Genomic DNA, 23,296 nt, shown 5'->3' with positions numbered 1-23,296 from the left:
GGGACAGGGTCGTGAGAGTACTGATACTCGGCGCATACGGGCTGATCGGTACCGCAACGACGCGTGGCCTGATGGCGCATGGACACGACGTGACCGGCCTCGGTCGTTCTGCGGCAAAGGGCAAAAAAGCCTCTCCCGACGCCGATTGGATCGCAGCTGACATATCAGCTCTTACGACACCCGAAAGCTGGCTGCCCCTCCTCAAGGGCGTTGATGCTGTCGTAAACCCGGCTGGCCTGCTCCAGAACGGCTTGAATGACAACGTCGCGGGCGTCCAACGCGATGCCATCAAGGCACTGGTCCACGCCTGTGAGCACTCGGATGTCACAGCATTCGTCCAGATTTCCGCGCCTGGCGCAGCGACCACATCAGACACGGAATTTTTCCGGACAAAGGCCGAAGCAGATCGGGCCCTGAAGGCCAGCAGTCTCGACTGGACAATCCTCCGGCCCGGTCTTGTCCTGTCGCCACACGCCTATGGAGGCACAAGCCTGATCCGACGGCTGGCGGCAATGCCTGCCATCCAATTGGTATTGCTGGGCCAGGCTAGAATCCAGACTGTGCACGTGCAGGACGTCGCCAATGCCGTCGTCTACGCTCTCGAGCACAAACTCTCTGGGGTCGATGCTGCGCTCGTCGAGGAAACACCACATACCCTCAAAGCCCTTGTTTTGCGTATCAGGGAATGGCTTGGGTTTGGAGCGCCAGCTGCGACACTGTCTGTTCCGCTCACGCTGGGCCGAGGCCTTGCTTTTGCGGCAGACCTTGCTGGCTATCTCGGCTGGCGTTCGTCCCTTCGGACCACTTCGCTGCGGGTGCTTGCCGCCGATGTGCTCGGCGACGCGAAAGCCTGGCCCGCCATGACCGGGCAAAAGCTCTGCACGCTGGAAGAGACATTGCGCGATCTGCCGTCCACCCTGCAGGAACGCGTTCACGCCCGGGCGATGTTCTGGTTTCCCTTTTTGCTGTTGACCCTGTCGTTGTTCTGGGTCGCATCTGGCATCATCGGCCTCTGGCGTCAGGACGAAGCGCTCGCCCTTCTTCAGGGGGCACTGCCCGCCCCGTTCGGGAGGAGCGCCGTCCTCGCCGGGAGTGTATTGGATATCCTGATCGGGCTCGGCCTCCTGTTCCGGCCGATGGTACGACTTGCTTGCCTGGCCGCGATCCTGCTCAGTCTGGCCTACCTTGCCGGGGCGGCCGTGTTTGTGCCCCACCTCTGGTCTGACCCGCTAGGCCCGGTCGTGAAGGTCTTTCCGGCAATCGCACTTGCGGTCATCGTAAGCGCTCTTGCCGAGGAACGCTGATGGAATGGATGTACCTCCTGCGTTGGGCTCACATCCTTGGGGCGACGGTCCTGTTGGGCACCGGGGCAGGCATCGCCTTTTTCATGGTCATGGCTCACAGGACACGCGACCCGCAGCTCATCGCCCACACCGCTTCAATTGTGGTGATTGCGGACTGGATCTTCACGGCATCGGCCGTGATTGCCCAACCTGTTACGGGGGTCCTGTTGGCCCGCGCGATAGGGTGGCCACTGACTGAGGCATGGCTGGTCGCGTCCGTTGGGCTCTACGTATTCACGGGGCTGTTTTGGTTGCCCGTTATTTGGCTACAGCATCAGTTGCGTGACATTGCCCGGCAGTCCGTGCGCTCTGGCACGTCGCTACCTGATAGGTACTACGCGCTCTACCGGCTTTGGTTTGCCTGCGGGTTCCCGGCCTTTTTTGCCGTTCTGGCCATTGTCTGGCTGATGGTGAGCCGACCCGTTATGGGTTGAACAATCGCGGCCAGAATGAAAAGCGGCGCGCCCGTCAGGACGCGCCGCTCGAAGTCAGTCTGCCGGATGCCTCAGGCGGCGTTGTCGGCGGCTTTCTTGCCGATGAGTTTCGGTTCGGATTTTTCGGTTTCCGACCCGATTTCGATCTTGCGGGGCTTTTTCTCTTCCGGCAGCTCGCGCACGAGATCGATGCGCAACACGCCATGATCGAGGCGCGCGCCGGTCACGATGACGTGATCGGCCAGCTGGAACCGGCGAATGAAACTGCGCTGGGCGATGCCGCGATGCAGGTATTCGCGTCCGTCACCGTCCTCGTTCTCGCCTTTCTTGCCGGCCACCGTGAGCTGGCCTTCCTTGGTTTCGATGTCGAGGTCGGCGTCGGTAAAGCCGGCGACGGCGATCTCGATGGCGAAGGCATTTTCGCCGGAACGCTCGATATTATAGGGCGGATAGCCCTGCGTACCGTCAAGGCGCGACGCCGTGTCGATCATGCTGGCCATGCGGTCAAAGCCAACCATTGTGCGGTAAAGGGGGGTCAAATCGATATTGCTCATGGAAACAGTCCTCTCGTTTGAAGCAACTGTGAGAGACCTGAAGCAAACAGGTCCTCTGGTATTTTCGGGAGACATGAATTCCCAGCCCGTCATCGGCGCTGGCACATCGCCCGGTCCCGGCCCGCAAAGCGGCACCGTGACAAATAGTATTTGGGTAGCGTAAAGGGGTGTTCAAGATGTCGACCGAGGAGAACGCCATGAAGAATTTCCTGCTCGCCGGGGCTGCCCTCAGCCTTATCGCCGCCTGTAACCAGCCCGAGGCACCCGCCCTGCCCGAAACGCCAGCTGTCGAAACGGTTGAATCGGCGCCCGCGCTCAGCCCGCTGCAGGTCGCGGTGAACGATTCCGCGCGGTCCGATGAAGAGAAGGCCCGCGATGCCTGGCGCCACCCTGTCGAGACCCTGGAATTCTTCGGCGTCGAGCCGGACGATACCGTAATCGAGATCTGGCCCGGCGGCGGGTGGTACACCAACATTCTCGCGCCCTACCTGGCCGCTGGTGGCGGCAAGCTGATTGCGGCCGGCTTCGATCCTGCTGCCGCACCGGATGAAGAGCGCCGCCAGCGCACCGAATCGCGCCTCGCCGAATTCAAGGCCAACTATGCCGACCCGCATTTCGGCACGATCGAATACAGCGTGTTTTCAGGCATCAGCGGCCCGCTCGCCGAGCCCGGCAGCGCCGACGCCGTGCTGACGTTCCGGAACGTGCACAACTGGATGTCGGGCGGCTACACGGAAAAATTCTTCACCGACGCTTTCGCGGCGCTGAAGCCCGGCGGCGTGCTCGGCGTTGTTGAACACCGCCTGCCATCGACCGCCACGCAAGACCCGACCGGGGCGACCGGCTATGTCCACGAAGACTTCGTGAAGGCCCGCGCCATCGCCGCCGGATTCGAATTCGCCGGCGCCAGCGAGATCAACGCCAATCCGGCCGATACCGCAGACCATCCGTTCGGCGTCTGGACCCTGCCGCCGAACAGCAAGACGACCGACTCGGACGGCAACACGCCGGACGGCTTCGATCCGACGCGCTATGCAGACATCGGCGAGAGTGACCGGATGACGCTGAAATTCGTCAAGCCGGAATAGATTATGGCTCGGCCTCAGGGCTGAAAACCTTCGGCAAAACCGGGGGCGGCACGGACGTGCCACCCCCTTGCCGCCCCCAAGGCAACCCCCTCCCTATGACCCTGCAAACCCTCTTCCCCACCCTTCTGCGCCACGCCGAAATCGGTGATGAGCCCCTGCGCACATCATTGGAAAAAGTGTGCTGGTTGCTTGAGGACGAGGACGAGGCGGGCAATGACTGGTGCGACACTGAAGGCTATGACGGCTACACCTCCTACGCTTCGCTCGACGACCTGCCCGAGCGGTTTCCCGAGGTCGCAGAATTGCAGTCCTTTCTCGATGCCGAAGCGGCGAATTTCGCTCGCGACCTGCATTGGGACATGCAGGATCTGGCCCTCGAGCTTAACGGGCTCTGGGTCAACATCCTCGGGGAAAGCGGCAGCCATTCCGGCCATATCCACCCCGGGAGCGTGATCTCCGGCACCTATTATGTGAGCCTCCCGGAAGGTGCCGGGCAATTGAAGTTCGAGGACCCGCGCCTCGGATTCATGATGGCCGCGCCCCAACCGCTGGACGATGCGCCGGAGCCGGCCCGCCGTTTTGTCTACGTCACCCCGAAACAGGGCCATGCCGTTTTTTGGGAAAGCTGGTTGCGTCACGAAGTGATGCCAAACCGGTCCCAGACGCCGCGCCTGTCCATCAGTTTCAATTATGCGCTCAGGCGGTCCTGATTGCGAACCGGCCTGTGCGCCCGGGAGATATGCCATTGATCATCGTTATCGGAAGCGTAGTCACCACGCCGGATACGCACCGCGCTATCCTCGATCTCAGCCTTGAACACGTCGCCCGGTCGCGCGCCGAGCCTGGCTGTATTGCCCACAATGTCCATGTCGACTGCGAAGACCCCTCGCGCCTCGTCTTTGTCGAATACTGGGCCGACATGCCCGCCCTGCTTGCGCATTTCGACGTGCCCGCCAGCCGGGACTTCGTGAAGCGCCTGCGGAAAATGTCGCCGGCGCCCACTGACATTAAAATATTCAACGCCGAACGTCAGCAGATCGCCTGAATTCTGGCCTCCGACTACTGTTGGGCCTTGCGACGGCATGCCGGGCTTGACCTGAACGTCGCGACAGGCCATCCGCCTCGCCAGCACGATCAACCTCCCAGACCCATCAAGCGAGCCTTGTCCCATGGACCTTTCCAAGATTGCCACCGGCAACAATCCACCCGACGACATCAACGTCCTGATCGAAGTCCCGCTGGGCGGCGATCCGATCAAGTATGAAATCGACAAGGCGTCCGGCGCGATGTTCGTCGACCGCTATCTCTACACCGAGATGCGTTATCCCTGTAATTACGGGTTCGTGCCACACACGCTCAGCCTGGACGGCGACCCGATCGACGTCATGGTCGTCGGCAATCGCCCGCTGGTACCCGGAAGCGTCGTCCGCTCGCGCCCCGTCGGCGTCCTGATGATGACCGACGACAAGGGCCCGGACGAAAAGATCCTCGCCGTGCCGCACGGCGCCCTGACCAGCTATTATGACAAGATCGCCACCTATCACGACCTGCCGCAGACACTGATCGACAAGACGGCGCACTTCTTCGAGCACTACAAGGATCTCGAAAAAGGCAAATGGACACGTATCGAAGGCTGGTACGGTATCGAGAAGGCCCGCGAACTGATTTCGCTCGCTGTCGAACGTGGCAAGAAGGCCTGAGGTGCGCCAGGGCGCCTGACCCATGGACATTAGCGTCTGGATCGCCCTGCTCGCACTGTTCTTTGCCGGGGGCCTGACGCCCGGCCCCGCCGTGATGCTGGTGATGAGCACGTCACTGCGATACGGCGCCCCAACGGCCCTGATCGCAGCGATTGGCGTGTCCACGGCAAATTTGGTCTGGATCACGCTCGCGGCAACCGGGATCGCCACATTTGCCGCTGGCGCCCCCGGCTTGCTGCCGGCGCTCAAGATCGCGGGACTGTTGTTCATTGGCTGGCTCGCCTGGACGATGGCAACAGGAGACCCGGCCCGGCCCCGCGCCAGCGCTGCACAGGCGCCGCCCAAGGCCAGCCTGTTTGGACGCGGCATTGGACTTCAACTCCTGAACCCCAATGCGCTGGTGTTTTTCGGGCTGCTCATGCCGGGCTATTTTGACGCTGGCCGGCCCGTCGCACTGCAGGCTGGCATCATCATGGCAACCGTGACGGTCACGGAAATGCTGGGCCTGGCCGTTTACGCCTGGGCCGCCGACGCCATGAACCACCGCTTCCAGAATCCGGGCTTCGCCGTCTGGTTCAATCGGGCTGCTGCGATGGCCATGCTGTCTTCGGCAATTTTCGCTGCGGTTCTGACAACTGCTAAGTAGTCGAAACGACCTCGAACCGGCCCGTTTTCGCGTTGCGCCAGTGCAGTTCACCATGAACGATCGCAAACCAGGCGCCATGAAGCGAAAGCCGGCCTTCTTCAACCGCCTGCAATACGAATGGAAACGTGAGCAGATTGCCGATCGAAACCTCGATCCCTTCCAGTTCCAATGCGAACTGGGGGTTGATCGAACCGCTCGCCACGACACGTTCCCGGGCGGTCTCAAGCAAGCTGACCCAGGGCGTGACGAACTCACCGATTGCCGGATTGCCTTCGCTGCTCAGCGAAGCGGCAACGCCGCCGCATCCACCATGGCCCATCACGACAATATGTTCGACCTTCAACACGTTGACTGCATATTCCAGCGCTGCGCTCACCCCGTGAAGACCACCATCCGGCTGGTAGGGCGGAACAAGGTTGGCGACGTTTCGGACAACGAAAAGCTGTCCGGGCGCCGCATTGAAAATATCGGACGGTTCGGCGCGGCTGTCGGCGCAGGCGATCAGCATAATGTTCGGTTCCTGGCCTTCGCCAAGCTGGCGATACAGGTTGGCCTGCTCTGCATAGGCACCTGCGCGAAACCGCCGGTAGCCTGAAATCAAGTCATCAATCGTTTCCATTTGCCACTTCTCTGACTGTTCGTGGCTTGAGTAGTGCAAATTGAGCGATCAGCAAGCCAAATCGGGACATTTTGTTAGCGATATGCTTATATTGGAAACGAGGGTGTCAAGTCGACGCCGCGCTCCCATCGCCTTTTCAGGAGAGATCAATGGCGACAACGACGGAAAGCACCAAGGCCTCCCGAAAAGGCCCGACGCGAAGCGAGGCATCGAAGGCAGCGATCCTCGACGCGACGCGGGTCGAAATGGCGGAAATGGGTTGGCGAGGCTTTAGTGTCGATAGCGTTGCAAAGCGGGCGAGCGCTTCGAAACAGACAATTTATCGCTGGTGGCCGTCTATCGGTGCGATGTGCGTCGACGCGGCTCTCGCGTTGATTCCTGACAGGCCCGATGGTGGCCGCGATCCGCAGGAGCGCGTTACCGCCCTGATCGTCCCGCTCGAAGCGACAGCTCGCACGGGACAGGGGCACGCCGTTCTGCGCGTCGCCTTGCTGGCTGCTGCTGATGACAAGGAAGCCGGAGAGGCCTGGCGGGCATGGATCAACCGCGACATTCGCCAACCTTTACGCATGCTGTTGGCGGAACTGGCCGGAAAACGCGTGATTCGGCGAGATTTCGACCTCGATGAGGTCGTTGAGCTCCTGTTGGGGCCACTTTGGCATCGCCTCATGATCATGCGGGCCCCGGTTCGCGAGGGTTTCTGCGCCGAACAGGCCGGTAATTTCCTGCGCGTTTACGCTACTTTCTAACGCCTCGCCCAAGACAGCATGATTCTTGCACCGCTCCCGGTAACCAAAGCCGGGGTACCAAGTCATGCAACAAGGGCGCATCAATTGGGTCGATCATGCAAAGGGCGTTTGCATCGTTCTGATCGTCGCGATGTACACGACGTCAAGCTATGGAGACCTGATCCAGCACGATAGCTGGATGACGCCCGTTGTCGCCTGGTCTTCGCCATTCCTGATTCCGGCCTTTTTCGTCCTCGCAGCCTTGTTTCTGAACCTCTCCCTGTTTGGCCCGACAAAGCGCTTTTTCGACCGGAAGATCCTTCATTTTGCGTATTTCTATATTGTTTGGCTGTTGATCCAGAAAGCCACGCTGGATGCCAGCCTGCTTGTGAATGCTCCGACAGCGTTCCTGATTGATGTCCTGAAGGCGCTTGTCGAGCCAACAGACAGCCTTGTGCTTGTCTACATGCTGGTCGTGTTCCACGCCGTGACGCGGCTCGTCCGATTCTTTCCCGCCCGAAAAGTCTTCATTGCGGCGGCTCTCACCCAAATCGCGTTTGCCACAGGCTGGATCGATACAGGCTGGAACGTCGCGAACATGTTTGGCGCCTGGTATGTGTTCTTCTTTGCGGGCTTCGTTGCCGCGCCGCAGGTATTCGAACTGGCTGAGCGCGTGAGCGAGCACACAAAACCCCTGTGGAACGTGTTGCTCGGTTGGGCAGTGGCTAATGCTGCCTTCGTGGTACTCAACGTCGCCGGACTGCCACTCATCAGCCTTGCCCTCGGCTTCTCCGGCACCGCAGCCATCATCGTCCTCGGCATACAGCTCAACCGGATAGCCTGGCTGGCCATGATCGGTCATACAGGCCGGCACTGCCTGATCGTCTACCTGACGTTCTTGATTCCGATGACGGTCTTGCAGCATGGGTTCGCTGCGAACGGAGGAGTTGGGAATGCGGGTCTTGCCTGTCTCACGATCACGTTGGGCGCGATCGTATTGCCGCTGGTCTTCTATCGGCTTGTCCGCGAGACACCGCTCAACGTGCTCTATCGGCGACCCCGCCGACTGCGCTTGATGAACACCCGGAATTCCGGTTCGGCTAGCCTGCTGCCCCCGCCACCAACTACAGCGCGCAATGCCTGACAGGACCTATTTCGCGCGGTGCCAGACCATCAGGGGGTCAAACGCACCCGTTTCGGCCGCCTTTTGCAGCTGGGCAATCTGGTCGGATACGGCATTCTTGGCTTGCCCTGGCACCGGCGCGCTGTAGAGCGCCTGGTCGAGGCGGCAGATCTGTTCGAACAGGGCTTCTGAACGTGCCACCAGCTCAAGGAAGCGGAGAGGCAGGCCCCTGTCGCGCTGGGCTTCGGCATCAAGCGGCGGATCATCCCGGCGAATGCGGTATTTGCGGGCAGAAGCCTCCTCGCGGCGCATCTCGCCATCTCGCACGGCTTTCTGCATGACCAGCCAGCTCGCGGCCTGCATCAGGCGCGTCGTCAGTTCCATGCTCCAGGCGGAATAGGTGAGGCCCGCTTCGCGTGACAGGGAGCGTGCGTGCTCGCGCCCCGGGCCATCAAGGTAAGACGCCGTTTCCTCGACCAGCGCCATGCCCCTGCCGAAGACGGTGTCGAAAAGCTTTCCCCCTGTAAAGCTGTTGAGGCTTCCGGAACCGTTTTCGGGTGACCCGTTTGCTGCCATTTTCAAAACCCTAGAACACGAACGCCAATATGAATACTTAGCTTACAACCCGTTTCCGGGGCCTTAACTCTTTCCGCCAAACAAGGCATCTGCCGCCGATTTTTGGGCCTCTTTCTTGGCGATTTCGAGCTCGCAATCCTCGATCTTGCTGCGCAGGACGCGAATTTGCTCGTGCAGCTCCTCGATCGACATCTGGTCAAGCGTCTGGGCGCGGTTTGTCAGGATCGGCTCTTCTTCGAACACGGTCATGCCTCCTCTGTATTTGATGGCAGTCTTTCATAAGACCAGAAAGGCAGGTTAGAAGCGACTCCCCGGACCCGATTTTCCTGAAGGAACAAGCTGAATGACTGAAATGATGAAAGCCGTGATTGTGGACGAGGGGGCGCCCTTGCGCTGGGGCGACGTCAAGGCACCGGTTGCGGGGCAGGGCGAAGTGCTGATCGAGGTCGCGGCGGCAGGTCTCAACCGGGCGGATTTGGTCCAGCGCGCGGGGGCGTATCCACCTCCTCCCGGGGCTTCGCCGATCCTTGGCCTTGAGATATCGGGACATGTCAGGGCGCTGGGCGACGGGGTCACCCTCTGGAAAGTGGGAGACGCGGTGTGTGGCCTGCTGGCTGGCGGTGGCTATGCCGAGTATGCCAGCGTTGACCAGGGGTCGCTCCTGCCTGTGCCAGCGGGCATGGACATGGTAAACGCGGCCTGCTTTCCGGAAGCCCTGTTTACCGTCTGGGCGAATGTGTTTGATCGCGTCGGCCTGAAGACAGGTGAAGATTTCCTCTGCCATGGCGGCACAAGCGGCATCGGTGTGATGGCCATCCAGATGGCACGGGTCGCGGGAGCGGGGAAAATCTTCGCGACGGCCGGCAGCGCCGAAAAGTGCGCCCTGGCTACCGACCTTGGCGCTGACAGGGCGATCAATTATCGCGAGGAGGATTTCGAGGCCATCGTCCGCGCAGAGGGCGGCGCAGATGTCATTCTCGACATGGTGGGCGGCGACTACGTACAGAAAAACATCGGAGCGGCCAAGATTGACGGCCGAATTGTCAATATCGCCTACCAGAACGGCTTCCAGACGAATGTGAATTTCGCGCCCGTGCTGATGAAGCGCCTGACCCTGGCGGCGACGACCTTGCGGGCGCGCCCTGTGCCCGAGAAACAGCGGATACGGGATGCTGTCGAGAAGGACTTCTGGCCGCATGTTATATCTGGCCGGATCAGACCCGTTCTCGACAGTACATTTGCCTTTGAAGACGCCGACGCCGCGCACGCGCACATGAGCGAAGGCAAGCATTCCGGCAAGATCATCCTCGCCCGGTGAAGTGAATGTCTTTCCATTCCGGGTCGCATGACCTATAAGTGAGGCAGGTTCCAAGCTTGCCTGAAACCTTGACCGCCCGGCACGAAGTGTCGGGCGGCTGCATTTCAGGCCCCCAACGCGCTCCAAGGAGACATCCATGTCCGAGATTCTTATGCCCAAGGCGACCGCCGTCTGGCTGCTGGACAACACGACACTGACCTTCACCCAGATTTCCGCTTTTTGCGGCCTTCACCATCTTGAGGTCAAAGGCATCGCTGACGGAGACGTCGCCGAGAACATGCGCGGCGTCGACCCGATCGCTGGCGGTGTCCTGTCGCGCGAGGAGATTGCTCGCGGCGAAGAGAACCCTGATTATGTTCTGAAAATCGCCGCATCCAAGATTGCGCACATCCCTCAGCCGCCGCGCAAGGGCAGCCGCTACACGCCTGTTGTCCGCCGCGCCGACAAGCCGGATGCCGTGGCCTGGTTCATTCGCAACCACCCGGAAGTATCGGATGCGCAGATTTCCAAGACGATCGGGACAACGAAATCGACGATCAACAATGTGCGCGACAAGACGCACTGGAATTCGCAGAACATCCGCCCGGTCGACCCGGTGACGCTGGGCCTGTGCACGCAGATCGAGCTGGACGAAGTGATTGCCAAGTCAGCGGACAAGCGCCGTCGCCTTGAAGCGGAAAAAGGTCTGAACGCCGAAGGCCCAGGCCTGGTGCCGACGCAGGACGATGCCGCCGGATACGAAGCCGAGCCGGAGAAGGAAGAGCGCCAGAAAGACGTGTCCGCCGCCGACGTCTTCCGCGACTTCAGCTAGCGCATCCTGTAGTTAGAGCTGCAGTTTTCGAAGAAACACATAGAATGCACCCGCGCCCCCGTGGCGCTGGTGCGCTTCTGCGTAGCCTGAAACCATGTCTCGTGCGTCCGGTGTTTCGAGCCAGGCGAGGAAATTGCGTTTCAGCACGCCCTCGCCGAGACGGCCTTTTCCTGTAATCACCAAAACACAGCGCGCGCCGTCTGCCCGCGCGCCAGACAGGAAGCGGGGCAGCGCCCGCGCGGCGCTGGCCTGCGTGTGGCCGTGCAGGTCGAATGTGGCAGAGACGGCTAGTTTTCCCCGTTTTACGCGCTTCTCTTTCCCCCGGTTTGCGGGTGTGGCCGGGGGTGTCTGGGGGGGCGGCGCGGGGGTGGCAGGTCCAGAAACCGGGCGCCTTGAGGGCGTCGCCGGGGGGAGGTTCGCCGGCTCTCCGGCTTCGACCGCCGAAATGAGCGTTCCAAAGTCTGACGGCTCCGGACCGATCCGCTTGATCGACTTGGCAACGCGCGACCAGGCCTCGGCTTCTTCAGGGGTCAGGCGGCGCTTCGACATAGGCTCCGTCTAGGGCGCGAATGGCGGATCGCCAAGGCCGGACACCTCGGAGACCTGCATTGCGCGGATCAGGCGTTCGGCAACATCGCGCGGCAATAGCACCCAAAGACGCCCCGGCGCGTTCATCGTTCCGGCGCGCGCACCAGCCTCGGGACCGGTGCCGAAATAGAGATCGCCGCGCACGGCGCCCTTGATCGCGCCGCCGGTATCCTGAGAGATCAGCAGGCCCGACCAGTCGCCGCCAAGGCCCGGCGCGGTTGTTTGCACGAACATGGGAACGCCCAGTGGCTGGATACTGGTGTCGACCGCCATCGAGCCGAGGGGCGTCAACGGCACGCCCTGCGCCCCGACCGGGCCCAGCGTGGGGTCGCCTTCGGGTTCCGCGCGGAAAAAGACATATCGCGGGTTCTGGTTCATCGCGAGGCGGGCCTCGGTGGGACCGGCCCTGTCCATCCAGTCGCGGATACCTTCCATGTTGGCCTGGCCCCGCGAGATGCGGCCGGTCTCCATCAGCCAGTTGGCGGTCGACCGGAAGGGCTGGCCATTGTGAGCGGCATAGACGGCCCTTGTTGTGGAGCCGTCTGGAAACCTTAGCCGGCCCGATCCCTGTATCTGCAGGAAGAAGACATCCGAGGGATGCGCATACGCAATCGCGGTCACGCCATTCCGCGTGATTTCCTCGCGCGCCGGATAGGGCCGCGTCTTGCCGTTTCGCAGTCGCTGGAGCGGCGAGGCGCCGTTTGGCACAAGGTCAGCGGGAAGGGCCGGAACGGGTTCTGTATAAGGGGGAACGGGACTGCGGCGCGCCTCATAGGTCGGCTCGAAATAGCCGGTGAACCGGCTCGCGCCGTCGGGCGACAGGGCCTCTATCGGAATGAATAGCGATTCAAAAGCTGCGCGTGCGGCAGTTTCATCATGCGCACGCTTGAGCGCTGCGCATGCCGGCAGCCAATCCGACACATTGCCGGCCCATGTGGCGTTGGCTGAGACATGACCGGACTTGGGCCGCGTCGCGAGGCGGGCACAGCTTCGCTTGAAGGCCTGGAGGCTCGCCATCAGCTGTGCGGAAGACCAGCCGGGAAGGTCGGCATAGGCCTGAGGTGTGCTGGCGGTCGAGGGCGGCCCCTTGAGCACGGCAATATCCTGCCCTGGATAGGTGATCGGCGGACGCAGCGAGCTTTGGCACGAAACCAGTGCGAGCGACAGGACGATGACGGCGAGCGAGCGAAGCATGACGCAATTTATGGCCCGCTTCGCGCGCACCTGCCATCCTAAAGATGCCGATCAGGTGAGGCGTGCGCCTAGTTGGCCGCTTCGACGTCGTCGAGGATCCAGTTGGGATCGGCCGCCGTCACGTCCCGCATGAACGTCCAGACTTCCTTGGCCGTACGGGTGGTTTCGCCATCCCCGAGATCAGCCTCGTAGCGAATCATGATCCGCGCCATGCGGCCATCAAGCTCTGCGCTGTCGATCTCTGCGCGCTTGATGCGCAACAGCTCGAACGTCTTTTCACCCGGTGCCCTGGCAGAAATGGCCGCGTCCCAAGCTTCATAGACATCGTCATCCAGCAGCGGGCGCAGCGCGTCACGATCACCCCGGGCAAAGGCGGCAACGATCATCTGGTAGGCAGCCTTGGCGCCCTGCATGAAACCCGAGGCCGAAAAGCTGTTGTCGGCATTGTATATTTCTTCAAGACCCCCTGCAGCGGGCCCCGTGAAAATGGGACGTTCGGCATGGTCCCGGCGCTGGCGGCGCTCGGCAAGGTCTGCCGGCGCAGTGTCCCTGGGCGCCTGGCTTGCTGTCGGCCGCTCCACGGGCCGGTCGTTTCCGCCACGACCGAGCGCCATGTAGAGGCGTGACAGCACGATCAGCGCCACGGCGGCAAGCACAAGAACCTCGATCACTGGGTCGAACATTTAGAGTAAAATTCCTTCAGGCATTCGGCGGTGTCCTGTCTAGATAGTCACGATGGGCTTGTGAAGCCAGTGATGCGTTGCGCCACGGGAGGCCGCATGCTAGGCGCGCGGTGCGATCCAGGTAGAGGAAACATCATGACAGACACGAGCGCACCGGGAAACCCCACTCCCCCACAGGACCCCAATGGCGAGAAGTCGCCCGCACCGATTATGCGCGTGCTCGGCCAGTATGTGAAAGACCTGTCATTCGAGAATCCGGGGCACGCCCCTGTTCAGTCGCAGCCAAATATCGACCTTGGCATTGATGTGGGCGCCAAGCCGCATGCCGACGGCAACGGCCTGTTCGAAGTGTCGCTGAAGCTTTCAGCCAAGGCCCTCTCCGATGGCAAGGTGATGTTCATCTCCGAACTCGATTATGCCGGCCTGTTCCAGCTGCAGAACATTGCCCAGGACCAGCTTGAGCCGATGCTGTTGATCGAGTGCCCGCGGCTGCTATTCCCGTTTGCCCGCCGGATCATTGCCGAGATCACGCGCGAAGGCGGCTTCCCGCCCCTGCTGATCGATCCGGTCGACTTTGTCGCACTGTACCAATCCCAGGTGCGCCGCGCTGCCGAGGCTGCGACCCAGCAATAGGCTTCAGGCCTGTTTCCAGAGACAGTCGGGACCGAGTGTCCCGATGAAAGCTGCATGAGCCGCCTGCTCTGATGCCGAGAGCAATGGCGCGAGCGGTGTTGGTCGTTGGCGTGCGGCGCGACGTTCGCTGCTCTCCGTTTCCTCGGCCGGCGCGTCAAAGGAGAAGGCCCGCGCGCGGCCACCCAGCAATTCCAGATAGACGCTGGCCAGCAACTGGCTGTCGAGCAGCGCACCGTGTAGCGTGCGGCTTTCCAGCGATATGTCGAAACGCTTGCAGAGCGCGTCGAGGCTGGCGGGCGCGCCCGGGTATTTCTTGCGCGCCAATGCGGCTGTATCGATCCAGCGATGGTCTTCGATCAAAGGCCGCCCGCACAAAGCGAGCTCCATGTTGAGGAAGCTGCGGTCAAACCCGGCATTGTGTGCAACCAGCATGTCGTCGCCAATGAATTCGAGAAAGGCCCCGATTACATGCTCTTCTTCAAAGAAGGGGGCATCTTTCAGGTGCTCATCGGTGATGCCGGTGATGCGGATTGTGTCGGCGGACACGGGCCGGCGGGGATGGATCAGCGTGCGGAAGGTCTTTCCGGTCGGGATGTGATTGATCATCTCGACAGCGCCGATCTCGATGATGCGGTCGCCTTCATTCGGGTTCAGGCCTGTCGTTTCGGTGTCGAAGGCAATTTCGCGGATGAGTGTGGTCATGCGTGGTCGTCCTCGTCCTTGCAATTCATCAACGCGATTATGGCGCGAACCAGGTCTCGTGCAAACTCGAAACCATGCTCGGTCGGGATGATGAAATCGGCGCGCGCGCGTTTTTCAGCGTCAGGCACCTGGCGCGCCAGGATGGATTCGAAGGCCTGTTCGGTCATCCCGGGCCGCGACAGGACACGTTCACGCTGGACGGCTGCCGAGGCCGTAACGACGACAACATAGTCGCAGAACTGCCAGCCCCCCGTTTCATAGAGCAGCGGAATATCGATCACGACGAATGGCGCGCCGGATTCGCGGGCGGCCTGACGGAATTCATGCTGGGCCGCACCCGCCAGCGGGTGCACGATGGCTTCGAGACGTTTCATCGCGTCGGCATCGTCGAGCACGCGCTCGCGCAGGCGGATACGGTCTATGGCGCCATCGACACTGACGCCCGGAAAGGCGGCTTCGACGGGCGCGACGGCCGCGCCGCCTTTGGCATAAAGCGCGTGGACAGCCTCATCGGCATCATAGACAGGCACGCCCTCTTCACGGAAGAGTTCGGCGGTGGCGGATTTACCCATCCCGATTGATCCCGTCAGCCCAAGGATGATCATGTCGTGGCCTCCACAATGGCGCGGCAGCGCGATTCAGCGCGCTCCATGTCTGGCAAAATTCCGAACCAGTGCTCGAAAGCAAAAGCTGCTTGCGCGACCAGCATGCCAAGCCCGTCCATTGTCCGCCAATCTTGCGCGGCAGCGTGGGCGAGTGTTGGTGCCGCCACCTTGCCATAGCTGATATCGTAGAACGTCCGGCCAGTCCCTTTCGGCAGTTCCAGCGCCTGGCCGCTGTGCCCGAGGCTCACCGTGTTGACGACCAGTTCTGCGGTTGCCAGTCGCTCGAGACCCACATTCAACGTACATGTCTCGGGCCTTGTCAGCAGGTTGTCGGCAATCTCCTGAGCGCGGGATATCGTCCGGTTACATATCGTGAGACTTGCACGCAGGTCGGTCAGGACAACGGCCAGCGCCCGGGCGGATCCGCCAGCGCCCAGCAGGAAGACATTCTTTCCGGCCACGTTCACACCGGCCTTGTCGAGTGTGTGGATAAAGCCCGGTGCATCCGTGTTCTCGGCACGCCATCCGCCGGTCTCTGTGCGTATCAGCGTATTGGCCGCACCAATGCGCCGGGCAAGGTCCCCTTTTTCCTCAGCCAGCGCAAGCGCGGCCTGCTTGTGCGGCAATGTGATATTGAGCCCGCGCGCGCCCTGGCGTTCGAGCGTGGCCAGCGCGTCTCCGAGTTCGCCTTCCGGCACTCGCATCGCCTCGTAAGTGGCGTCGATTCCGTGTTCCCGCAGCCACTCGTTGTGGATCAGCGGCGAGAGCGAATGGGCAATCGGGTCGCCAATGACACCATAAAGCCGGGTCATGATGATATTGCCCCGCGCGTGCGCAGGTAATCGAGCAGGGGCAAAAGCGGCAGACCAAGGATAGAGAAATAATCACCTTCGATCTTCGTGAATAGCTGGGCGCCGAGGCCTTCAAGCTGGTAGGCGCCAACCGTCGAGAGCAGTGCGTCGCCAACGCGGTCGACATAGGACTCGATAAATTCCTCGCTGAGCGGTCGCATGGTGAGTTTCGGGCGGGCAAGATGGCGCCAGACCGGCACGCCATCTTCGCAGACAACGATGGCTGTTTCGAGTGTATGGGTCTTGCCGGAGAGCCTGCGCAGATGGTCGCGCGCGGCAGCAAGATCTGCCGGCTTGTCAAAGGCCTCGCGCTCCAAGGATAGCATCTGGTCACCGCCGATGACGAGGCCGGGCGTGCGGCTGGACACTTTCACGGCCTTGAGCTCAGCCAGCTTCATGGCCTGGTCGCGCACCGACATGCCCTCTGCGCGCAGGGCCGCTTTGGCGGCGTCTTCGTCAACATTCGGCTTGATGCTGGCCGCATCGATGCCGGCGCCGGCCAGCAAGCCGCGGCGACTGGCGCTGCCCGAAGCGAGAGTAATGGCGAGGCTCATAGCTGGGCCCGCCGTTCGTTCAGTAGGTTCAGGATTGCCGCAGCCGTTTCCTCGACCGAGCGGCGCGAGACATCGATGGTTTTCCACTTGTTGCGTTGGAACAGGCGATTGGCCTGGGTGACCTCATCGCGCACGGCGTCTTCGTCAGCATAGACCGTGTGTTCGTCCTGGTTCAGCGAGATCAGGCGCTGGCGGCGAATCTGCACAAGGCGCTCAGCGCTGATCTTGAGCCCGACGACCATGGGCCCCTTCTCGCCGAACTCCTCGATGAAGGACGGAAGCTGGACACCCGGCACGAGCGGGATGTTGCCAGCGCGGACCTTCCGGTTGGCGAGGTAGACGCAGGTTGGCGTCTTGGACGTGCGGCTGACGCCGAGGAGGATGACATCGGCCCCGATCAGGCCATCGACATTCTGGCCGTCATCATGGGCGAGCGTGAAATTGATCGCCTCCATCCGATCGAAATAATCCTGGTCAAGCGCATGCTGGCCGGCAACCTTGTGGTTGGCTGCTATGCCGAGATGCCGGCCGAGCATGGCGATCGATGCGTCAAGCACCGGCAGCGTGGCCACGCCGCGTTCGCGGCAGAAGGATTCCAGCCGCGTCCGCAATGCCTCGTCGGAGATCGTGTACCAGACGACGCCGGGCGCCGCCTCGATCTCGCGCATCACACGTTCGAGCTGACGCTCGGACCGGACGAGGTAGTAGTTGTGCTCGAGTGCCTGTACATTCTCGAACTGGGCACAGGCGGCGCGCTGGACGGCATTCAGGGTTTCGCCCGTGCTGTCTGACACGAGGTGAACGTTGAAATAGATGCTCGGGCGTTGAGGACTGGGCATGGCACACTCTCTTGCCGACGGCCGGGCGATTTCACAAGGCCTGTGTACTGCCTGTGGACAGGTGAATCGTCACACCGGGAGTCACAATCCATCCACATGCGACCGAATCTGACTCCCGAGGATTCCCCCTATGTTTCATCCTGTGACTCCATAAGGGGGGTTAACCTGGCATTAACCCTCGCAGCAATTGATGGTTAAGGAGGTGTTAACGGGGTGCGACACCCTGTGACTCACGTGTGGATTTCGCTGGACAAATCCTGTGAGTAGCCTTTCTCCCCGGATATCACCGGATAGTAATAATAAGCGCCCTCACGGGCTTTTGAGAAATGAGGAATTTGAGGGTCATGGGGCAAACCGGCACATCAAAGTTCATCGAGGTACTGGAGGGAAAGCCCGCCAAGAGGCCTCCGGTATGGATGATGCGACAGGCCGGACGTCACTTGCCGGAATATCTCGAGCTGAGAGCCAGGGCCAAGGACTTTCTCGATTTTTGCTATACGCCCTCAATGGCCAAGGAAGCGACGCTGCAGCCCATTCGCCGCTATGGCATGGATGCAGCGATCCTGTTTGCCGATATCCTCCTCATTCTCGATGCAATGGGTCTGGGCGTGGAATTCCAGAAGGGCGTTGGCCCGGTCGTCCAGCAGATCAACGCGGCTTCCGACCTTGGCAAAGTGCCTGCGATCAAGGCAGCTGACAGGCTGGCGCCAGTTTACGAGACGGTATCGCGGGTGAAAGCCGAGCTTCCGAAGGACACGGCGCTGATCGGCTTTGCCGGATCACCCTGGACAGTGAGCCTGTATGCGATCGAGGGGCGTGGCAAGACGGACAAGTCGCTGGCCTGGCGGTGGGCGCATGGCCGGCCGGACGACCTGGCAGCGGTGATGGATCATGTCATCGAGGCAACCGCGCACTATTTGGTGAAACAGGTTGAAGCAGGTGCCGACGCCCTGATGCTGTTCGACAGCTGGGCCGAAGGCCTGCCGGACAATATCTTCCGCGAAGTCATCATCCGGCCGACCACGAAACTCGTGGCCTTGCTGCGGGACATGGGCGTGAGAGTGCCGATCATCGGCTTTCCGCGCGGCGCGGCGGCCATGCTGCCCGAATATGCGAAGGTTACCGGCGTGACAGCTGTCGGGCTGGACACCGCAGCTGTGCCGTCATTCGTGAACGCGTCCCTGCCGACAGGCCTGCCGGTGCAGGGCCATCTGGATCCCTTGCTGCTGATCGAAGGCGGCGCGCGGCTTGATGCCCGTGTCCGCGAATTGGTGGAAGCCTATGCCGGGCGACCCCATATATTCAATCTGGGGCATGGCGTCCGGCCGGAAACACCGATCGCGAATGTTGAGCGTGTCCTGAAAATTATCCGGGAAGGCTGATCGCTGATGGGTCGCAGAATCGCCGTTGTACTGTTCAACCTGGGAGGTCCCGATGGGCCTGACGCCGTACAGCCGTTCCTGCGCAACCTGTTCGACGACCCAGCAATCATCCAGGCTCCGCTGCCGATCCGGTGGGCGCTGGCGCGATTCATATCGAAAACGCGGGCGCCATCGGCGCGGAAGAATTACGCCCTGATGGGCCCCAGCGGTGGTTCGCCCCTGTTGCCAGAGACGGAGCAGCAGGCCGACGCCCTGCAGATCCAGCTGGCGGCAGCGCTGCCCGGCGATGAAGTGCGCACGTTCATTGCGATGCGCTACTGGCACCCGTTCACGAAAGACACGGCCAGGGAGGTGAAAGCCTGGCGTGCGGATGAGGTCGTCTTGTTGCCGCTATATCCGCAATTCTCGACGACGACGACCGGATCGTCACTGAAAGAGTGGAAGAAGCATTATGCCGGGCCGACCCGCACGGTGTGCTGCTATCCGTTCGAGGAAAGTTTTATCGCAGCGCATGTCGACCAGATCATGGCTGCGTTCGACAAAGCGGGCCGGCCGGCTGATGTGCGCCTGCTGCTTTCAGCGCATGGCTTGCCGGAAAAAATTGTTGCGGCAGGCGACCCCTACCAATGGCAATGCGAAACGCTGACCGCGATGATTGCCGCGCGCGTGCCGCAGGATTGGGACGTCGTCGGTTGCTACCAGTCACGGGTAGGCCCTTTGAAATGGATCGGCCCGGCGACAGATGAGGAAGTAGAGCGGGCAGCGAAGGACAAGCGCAATATCCTGATCGCGCCGATCGCCTTTGTGTCCGAACATATCGAGACGTTGGTGGAACTGGGCGAAGAATACAAATTGCTTGCCGAGCAGCATGGTGCGCCGAGTTATACGCGCGTCGAGGCACTCGGGGTGCATCCGGGCTTCATCCGGACTCTGGTTGGCGAAACGCTGGCAGCGCTGGACATGACTGGCAGTATCCGGTCGTGTGCCGGCAGCCGGCTGTGCCCCACAGGCGCGGCAGGGTGCCCGCACGCCGATGTGGCACGCAAAGCCGGGCTGGCCGTGAGCATGACGGCAGACTAGGGGCCGGATTCGATGCTGTATCTCTTTGTGAAAGCCCTGCACATCATCTTCGTCGTCGCTCTGATGGCAAGCCTGCTGGTCTATCCGCGCTACAAGATCCACCAGCTTTCAAGTTCGCCCGGCGAGCCGCTGTATGAGGCAATGAAAAAGGCTTCACTGCAGTTGCGCATGATCATCATGAATCCCAGCTTGATCCTGGTCTGGGTGTTTGGCCTGACGATGCTGTGGATGAATCCCGGCCTGCTGACGCAAACCTGGCTGCATGTGAAACTGGTCCTGGTCCTGGTCCTGTCGGGCATGCACGGCTATTTCATCCGTCTCGGCAAGAAGGTGGATCGCGGCGGTGATGGCGTGTCGGCCAAACAGCTGCGCATGCTGAACGAGGTGCCATTCCTCTTGATGATCGGCATCGTCATACTGGTGGCCGTTAAGCCGTTCTGAGCCGGAATCCGCATTGGTGCTTGACGAAACGGGCCTGTTTGGCCCATATGCGCTCAACCGGCGCACAGTCCTTGTGCAGCGCGTTTTCCATTAATGCCCGGTTCCCCCAATCCAGTCTTTAACCTGACTTACATCCGGATTCCCCCTGAATGGCTTCCTCCATGCTCGACAACGTCACCAGCGTCACCCTGCGCGAACTCAAAGCAAAATCGCCGGAAGAGCTTTTGCTCTACGCTGAAGAGCTTGAAGTTGAAAACGCATCGGCGCTGCGGACGCAGGACATGCTGTTCGCCATTCTGAAAGAGCTGGCCGACAGCGAAGTCGAGATTACGGGCCTCGGCGTGCTGGAAGTCCTGACCGACGGCTTCGGCTTTCTGCGCTCGCCGGAATCGAATTACCTGCCTGGCCCCGACGACATCTATGTCAGTCCGGAAGTGCTGAAAAAGGCCAATATCCGGACCGGTGACACGGTGGAGGGACCGATCACGGCGCCGCAGGACAATGAGCGCTATTTCGCACTGACAGATGTGTCGAAGATCAATTTCGAGGAGCCTGAGAAGGCGCGCCAGAAGGTTCACTTCGACAACCTGACGCCGCTGTATCCCGAAGAGCGGATGAAGATGGAAAGCCGTGATCCGACAAAAAAGGATCGCTCTGGCCGCGTCATCGATATCGTTGCGCCGATCGGCAAGGGCCAACGCGCACTGATCGTCGCGCCGCCGAGGACCGGTAAGACGGTATTGTTGCAGAACATCGCAGCCGCGATCGAAGAGAACCATCCGGAATGCTACCTGATCGTGCTTCTGATCGACGAACGTCCGGAAGAAGTGACCGATATGCGCCGCACGGTGAAAGGCGAAGTTGTCGCCTCGACGTTCGACGAGCCAGCCACCCGTCACGTCCAGGTCGCGGAAATGGTGATCGAGAAGGCGAAACGCCTGGTTGAGCACAAACGCGACGTCGTCATCCTGCTCGACTCGATTACACGTCTTGGCCGCGCCTACAACACAACCGTCCCGAGCTCCGGCAAGGTCCTGACCGGCGGTGTCGATGCGAACGCACTGCAACGCCCGAAGCGCTTTTTCGGCGCAGCGCGGAACGTAGAAAATGGTGGCTCACTCACTATCGTCGCAACGGCGCTGATCGATACTGGCAGCCGGATGGACGAAGTGATCTTCGAGGAATTCAAGGGTACGGGTAACTCGGAAGTCGTGCTGGACCGGAAGATTGCCGACAAGCGGACCTTCCCGGCCATCGACATCATGAAATCGGGTACGCGGAAAGAAGAACTGATCACGCCGCCAGACCAGCTTTCCAAGATCTACATCCTGCGCCGTATCCTGGGCCCGATGGGCACCAATGATGCGATTGACTTCCTGATCGACAAACTCCGCCAGACGAAGACCAATGATGAGTTCTTCGAGGCGATGAAAAACTAGGGATGCAGGCGCCCATATGAGCGAGCGCGATACAATCTGCGCCCTCGCTTCGGGCGCGCCGCCAGCCGCAATTGCGATTCTTCGCCTGTCGGGGCCGAAGGTCAGGCAACTGGCCGAGCAGCATTTGGCGTGCGGCATTCCCGTGCCCCGGCATATGACGCTGACAGATGTGAGCGATGGACAGGGGTGCCTTGTTGATCGCGGGCTTGCCGTGTTCATGCCGGGACCGGGCAGTTATACCGGCGAAGACACGCTGGAACTCTACCTCCATGGCGGCGCGGCTGTTGTCGAGCATGCGCTGGGCGCAATGACATCCCATGAAAGTGTGCGCATCGCCGAGCCCGGTGAATATACGCGCCGGGCTTTCGAGGCAGGCAAGCTGGACCTGACGGAAGCTGAGGGCGTCGCCGACATTATTGAAGCTGAAACGCTGGCACAGAAGGCACAGGCGTTGCGCCAGCTCGGCGGCGGACTGTCTGAAACCTATGCAGAATGGCGCGCTGAACTGACAGGCGTCCTGGCGCTTGTTGAAGTTGCCATCGATTTTCCGGACGAGGGCGATGCCCCGCAGGAGACGACCGCGCCAATCCTCTTGAAACTCGATCGCGTGATCGCCGAGATCAGCGAGGCTCTGGGCGATGGCGGGATTGGCGAACGAATCCGGGACGGGTTTCGGGTTGCCATTATCGGCGCCCCGAATGCCGGCAAGTCGACCTTGCTCAATCGGCTGGCGCGGCGTGAGGCAGCTATCGTGACCGCGAAAGCCGGTACGACACGTGATGTGATCGAGGTGCGCCGGGTGCTGGGCGGGCATGTCGTCTGGATCGCCGATACGGCTGGTCTGCGTGTTACCGAAGACGAAATTGAAGCCGAGGGCGTGCGTCGCGCGGAGATGGCCGCACGGGACGCGGACCTGCGACTGTTCCTGATTGATGCTGAAGCGCCAGATATAAGTGTTCTGTCTACGGACTACCGAAAGACGCAAGACCTAGTCGTCCTGAACAAGGCAGACCTTGGCTCAACCCCCTCCTCTATTGATGCCGACCATGTCATTTCCGCGAAAGCAGGCGTTGGCGTCGATGCTCTGGAACAAGCGATCGCAGGCTTTGTTGCTGACCACGCCCGGTCGGTCGAAGCGCCGGTCATCACGCGGCAGCGGCACCGGGCGAGATTGGAGGATGGATTGTCCAACCTGGTGGCGGCGCGGGTTGCCTTGTCCGAAGGAGTCGGGGCCGAACTGGCCGCTGAAGACGTGCGCATGGCACTGCGCCAGCTGGGCTCCATAATTGGTGTTGTGGGTGTTGAGGACGTATTGGACGCTGTGTTCTCCGCGTTCTGCATCGGCAAATGACCCCTAGGGTTTAG

The 23,296-nt window shown here is 61.3% G+C and carries 29 protein-coding genes; 17 read left to right on the top strand and 12 right to left on the bottom strand.

Going from position 1 to position 23,296, the window contains the following annotated elements; all coding sequences use genetic code 11:
- The first annotated feature begins 11 nt into the window (after nt 1–11).
- Nucleotides 12–1,304 carry an SDR family oxidoreductase gene (locus AC0L7I_RS03830; protein WP_473398216.1) on the top strand — a complete coding sequence of 431 codons (1,293 nt, stop codon included), beginning with the start codon at nt 12–14 and terminating at the stop codon, nt 1,302–1,304.
- The gene (locus tag AC0L7I_RS03825) at nt 1,304–1,777 is read left to right on the top strand and encodes a DUF2269 family protein (protein ID WP_473398215.1); all 474 of its coding nucleotides are present in this window, start codon (nt 1,304–1,306) and stop codon (nt 1,775–1,777) included. The genes AC0L7I_RS03830 and AC0L7I_RS03825 overlap by 1 nt, the downstream gene beginning before the upstream one ends.
- Before the next feature lie 71 nt (nt 1,778–1,848).
- Here the strand turns inward: AC0L7I_RS03825 and AC0L7I_RS03820 are convergent, their stop codons facing one another.
- A complete protein-coding gene (locus AC0L7I_RS03820; RefSeq protein ID WP_473398214.1) occupies nt 1,849–2,331 on the bottom strand; it encodes an Hsp20 family protein in 483 nt (160 codons plus the stop codon).
- A 197-nt stretch (nt 2,332–2,528) separates the two neighbouring features.
- Between AC0L7I_RS03820 and AC0L7I_RS03815 the strand changes: the two genes are divergently transcribed.
- From AC0L7I_RS03815 to AC0L7I_RS03795, 5 genes are all read left to right on the top strand, one after another.
- Entirely contained in the window at nt 2,529–3,419 is an 891-nt protein-coding gene (locus AC0L7I_RS03815; protein ID WP_473398213.1) for a class I SAM-dependent methyltransferase, read from the top strand.
- A 95-nt stretch (nt 3,420–3,514) separates the two neighbouring features.
- Nucleotides 3,515–4,129 carry a TIGR02466 family protein gene (locus AC0L7I_RS03810; RefSeq protein ID WP_473398212.1) on the top strand — a complete coding sequence of 205 codons (615 nt, stop codon included), beginning with the start codon at nt 3,515–3,517 and terminating at the stop codon, nt 4,127–4,129.
- A gap of 29 nt (nt 4,130–4,158) precedes the next feature.
- Nucleotides 4,159–4,464 (top strand): putative quinol monooxygenase, encoded by a 306-nt coding sequence (locus AC0L7I_RS03805; RefSeq protein WP_473398211.1) that lies wholly within the window; start codon nt 4,159–4,161, stop codon nt 4,462–4,464.
- A gap of 124 nt (nt 4,465–4,588) precedes the next feature.
- A complete protein-coding gene (ppa, locus tag AC0L7I_RS03800) occupies nt 4,589–5,119 on the top strand; it encodes an inorganic diphosphatase (RefSeq protein ID WP_340692154.1) in 531 nt (176 codons plus the stop codon).
- 22 nt (nt 5,120–5,141) lie between these two features.
- The gene (locus tag AC0L7I_RS03795) at nt 5,142–5,765 is read left to right on the top strand and encodes a LysE family translocator (RefSeq protein ID WP_473398210.1); all 624 of its coding nucleotides are present in this window, start codon (nt 5,142–5,144) and stop codon (nt 5,763–5,765) included.
- On the opposite strand, the gene AC0L7I_RS03790 is transcribed toward AC0L7I_RS03795, so the two are convergent.
- Nucleotides 5,758–6,384 (bottom strand): carbonic anhydrase, encoded by a 627-nt coding sequence (locus AC0L7I_RS03790; RefSeq protein WP_473398209.1) that lies wholly within the window; start codon nt 6,382–6,384, stop codon nt 5,758–5,760. The genes AC0L7I_RS03795 and AC0L7I_RS03790 overlap by 8 nt on opposite strands.
- A 149-nt stretch (nt 6,385–6,533) precedes the next feature.
- On the opposite strand from AC0L7I_RS03790, the gene AC0L7I_RS03785 reads away from it, so the two are divergent.
- The gene (locus AC0L7I_RS03785; RefSeq protein ID WP_473398208.1) at nt 6,534–7,133 is read left to right on the top strand and encodes a TetR/AcrR family transcriptional regulator; all 600 of its coding nucleotides are present in this window, start codon (nt 6,534–6,536) and stop codon (nt 7,131–7,133) included.
- A 64-nt stretch (nt 7,134–7,197) separates the two neighbouring features.
- On the top strand, nt 7,198–8,256 hold the full coding sequence (locus AC0L7I_RS03780; protein WP_473398207.1) for an acyltransferase family protein: 1,059 nt from the start codon (nt 7,198–7,200) through the stop codon (nt 8,254–8,256).
- A 6-nt stretch (nt 8,257–8,262) separates the two neighbouring features.
- Here AC0L7I_RS03780 and AC0L7I_RS03775 read toward each other — a convergent pair whose 3' ends face one another.
- The gene (locus AC0L7I_RS03775) at nt 8,263–8,811 is read right to left on the bottom strand and encodes a DUF1465 family protein (protein WP_473398206.1); all 549 of its coding nucleotides are present in this window, start codon (nt 8,809–8,811) and stop codon (nt 8,263–8,265) included.
- Nucleotides 8,812–8,874: 63 nt separating this feature from the next.
- The gene (locus AC0L7I_RS03770) at nt 8,875–9,060 is read right to left on the bottom strand and encodes a DUF1192 domain-containing protein (RefSeq protein WP_473398205.1); all 186 of its coding nucleotides are present in this window, start codon (nt 9,058–9,060) and stop codon (nt 8,875–8,877) included.
- A gap of 94 nt (nt 9,061–9,154) precedes the next feature.
- Between AC0L7I_RS03770 and AC0L7I_RS03765 the strand changes: the two genes are divergently transcribed.
- Both AC0L7I_RS03765 and AC0L7I_RS03760 read left to right on the top strand, forming a co-directional pair.
- Entirely contained in the window at nt 9,155–10,129 is a 975-nt protein-coding gene (locus AC0L7I_RS03765; RefSeq protein WP_473398203.1) for an NAD(P)H-quinone oxidoreductase, read from the top strand.
- A 136-nt stretch (nt 10,130–10,265) separates the two neighbouring features.
- Nucleotides 10,266–10,940 (top strand): DUF1013 domain-containing protein, encoded by a 675-nt coding sequence (locus AC0L7I_RS03760; RefSeq protein WP_473398202.1) that lies wholly within the window; start codon nt 10,266–10,268, stop codon nt 10,938–10,940.
- A gap of 12 nt (nt 10,941–10,952) precedes the next feature.
- Here the strand turns inward: AC0L7I_RS03760 and AC0L7I_RS03755 are convergent, their stop codons facing one another.
- The 3 genes from AC0L7I_RS03755 to AC0L7I_RS03745 all read right to left on the bottom strand — a co-directional run bounded on the left by AC0L7I_RS03755 (nt 10,953) and on the right by AC0L7I_RS03745 (nt 13,405).
- Complete coding sequence (locus AC0L7I_RS03755) at nt 10,953–11,489, bottom strand: Smr/MutS family protein (RefSeq protein WP_473398201.1); 537 nt, start codon at nt 11,487–11,489, stop codon at nt 10,953–10,955.
- A 9-nt stretch (nt 11,490–11,498) separates the two neighbouring features.
- Nucleotides 11,499–12,722, bottom strand: coding sequence for a murein transglycosylase A (gene mltA / locus AC0L7I_RS03750; protein WP_473398200.1), 1,224 nt, complete (start codon nt 12,720–12,722; stop codon nt 11,499–11,501).
- Between the two features lie 68 nt (nt 12,723–12,790).
- Nucleotides 12,791–13,405: a Tim44/TimA family putative adaptor protein gene (locus AC0L7I_RS03745; protein WP_473398199.1), complete on the bottom strand. Its 615-nt coding sequence runs from the start codon at nt 13,403–13,405 to the stop codon at nt 12,791–12,793.
- A gap of 135 nt (nt 13,406–13,540) precedes the next feature.
- Here AC0L7I_RS03745 and secB point away from each other — a divergent pair, with 135 nt between their 5' ends.
- On the top strand, nt 13,541–14,038 hold the full coding sequence (gene secB / locus AC0L7I_RS03740) for a protein-export chaperone SecB (protein ID WP_473398198.1): 498 nt from the start codon (nt 13,541–13,543) through the stop codon (nt 14,036–14,038).
- Between the two features lie 3 nt (nt 14,039–14,041).
- Here secB and dnaQ read toward each other — a convergent pair whose 3' ends face one another.
- Genes dnaQ through AC0L7I_RS03715 form a run of 5 tightly spaced genes read right to left on the bottom strand, consistent with a single transcriptional unit; the run spans nt 14,042 to nt 17,589 of the window.
- Entirely contained in the window at nt 14,042–14,740 is a 699-nt protein-coding gene (gene dnaQ, locus AC0L7I_RS03735; RefSeq protein WP_473398197.1) for a DNA polymerase III subunit epsilon, read from the bottom strand.
- The gene (coaE, locus tag AC0L7I_RS03730) at nt 14,737–15,345 is read right to left on the bottom strand and encodes a dephospho-CoA kinase (RefSeq protein WP_473398196.1); all 609 of its coding nucleotides are present in this window, start codon (nt 15,343–15,345) and stop codon (nt 14,737–14,739) included. The genes dnaQ and coaE overlap by 4 nt, the downstream gene beginning before the upstream one ends.
- Complete coding sequence (gene aroE, locus AC0L7I_RS03725; RefSeq protein ID WP_473398195.1) at nt 15,342–16,157, bottom strand: shikimate dehydrogenase; 816 nt, start codon at nt 16,155–16,157, stop codon at nt 15,342–15,344. Before aroE ends, coaE begins: the two co-directional genes overlap by 4 nt.
- A complete protein-coding gene (locus AC0L7I_RS03720; protein WP_473398194.1) occupies nt 16,154–16,750 on the bottom strand; it encodes a Maf family protein in 597 nt (198 codons plus the stop codon). Before AC0L7I_RS03720 ends, aroE begins: the two co-directional genes overlap by 4 nt.
- Nucleotides 16,747–17,589, bottom strand: a complete 843-nt coding sequence (locus tag AC0L7I_RS03715) for a pyruvate, water dikinase regulatory protein (RefSeq protein ID WP_473398193.1) — start codon at nt 17,587–17,589, stop codon at nt 16,747–16,749. Before AC0L7I_RS03715 ends, AC0L7I_RS03720 begins: the two co-directional genes overlap by 4 nt.
- A gap of 326 nt (nt 17,590–17,915) precedes the next feature.
- On the opposite strand from AC0L7I_RS03715, the gene hemE reads away from it, so the two are divergent.
- From hemE to mnmE, 5 genes are all read left to right on the top strand, one after another.
- Complete coding sequence (hemE, locus tag AC0L7I_RS03710) at nt 17,916–18,971, top strand: uroporphyrinogen decarboxylase (protein WP_473398192.1); 1,056 nt, start codon at nt 17,916–17,918, stop codon at nt 18,969–18,971.
- Nucleotides 18,972–18,977: 6 nt separating this feature from the next.
- Nucleotides 18,978–20,051: a ferrochelatase gene (gene hemH / locus AC0L7I_RS03705; protein ID WP_473398191.1), complete on the top strand. Its 1,074-nt coding sequence runs from the start codon at nt 18,978–18,980 to the stop codon at nt 20,049–20,051.
- A 12-nt stretch (nt 20,052–20,063) separates the two neighbouring features.
- Nucleotides 20,064–20,492: a CopD family protein gene (locus AC0L7I_RS03700; protein WP_473398190.1), complete on the top strand. Its 429-nt coding sequence runs from the start codon at nt 20,064–20,066 to the stop codon at nt 20,490–20,492.
- A gap of 149 nt (nt 20,493–20,641) precedes the next feature.
- Entirely contained in the window at nt 20,642–21,931 is a 1,290-nt protein-coding gene (rho, locus tag AC0L7I_RS03695; protein WP_473398189.1) for a transcription termination factor Rho, read from the top strand.
- Between the two features lie 16 nt (nt 21,932–21,947).
- Nucleotides 21,948–23,282, top strand: coding sequence for a tRNA uridine-5-carboxymethylaminomethyl(34) synthesis GTPase MnmE (gene mnmE, locus AC0L7I_RS03690; RefSeq protein ID WP_473398188.1), 1,335 nt, complete (start codon nt 21,948–21,950; stop codon nt 23,280–23,282).
- The last annotated feature ends 14 nt before the right edge of the window (nt 23,283–23,296 follow it).

The organism is Hyphomonas sp. J20-32, assembly GCF_055808555.1.
The sequence above is the reverse complement of the archived record's forward strand: the minus strand, read 5'-3'. Positions and strand labels throughout refer to the sequence as shown.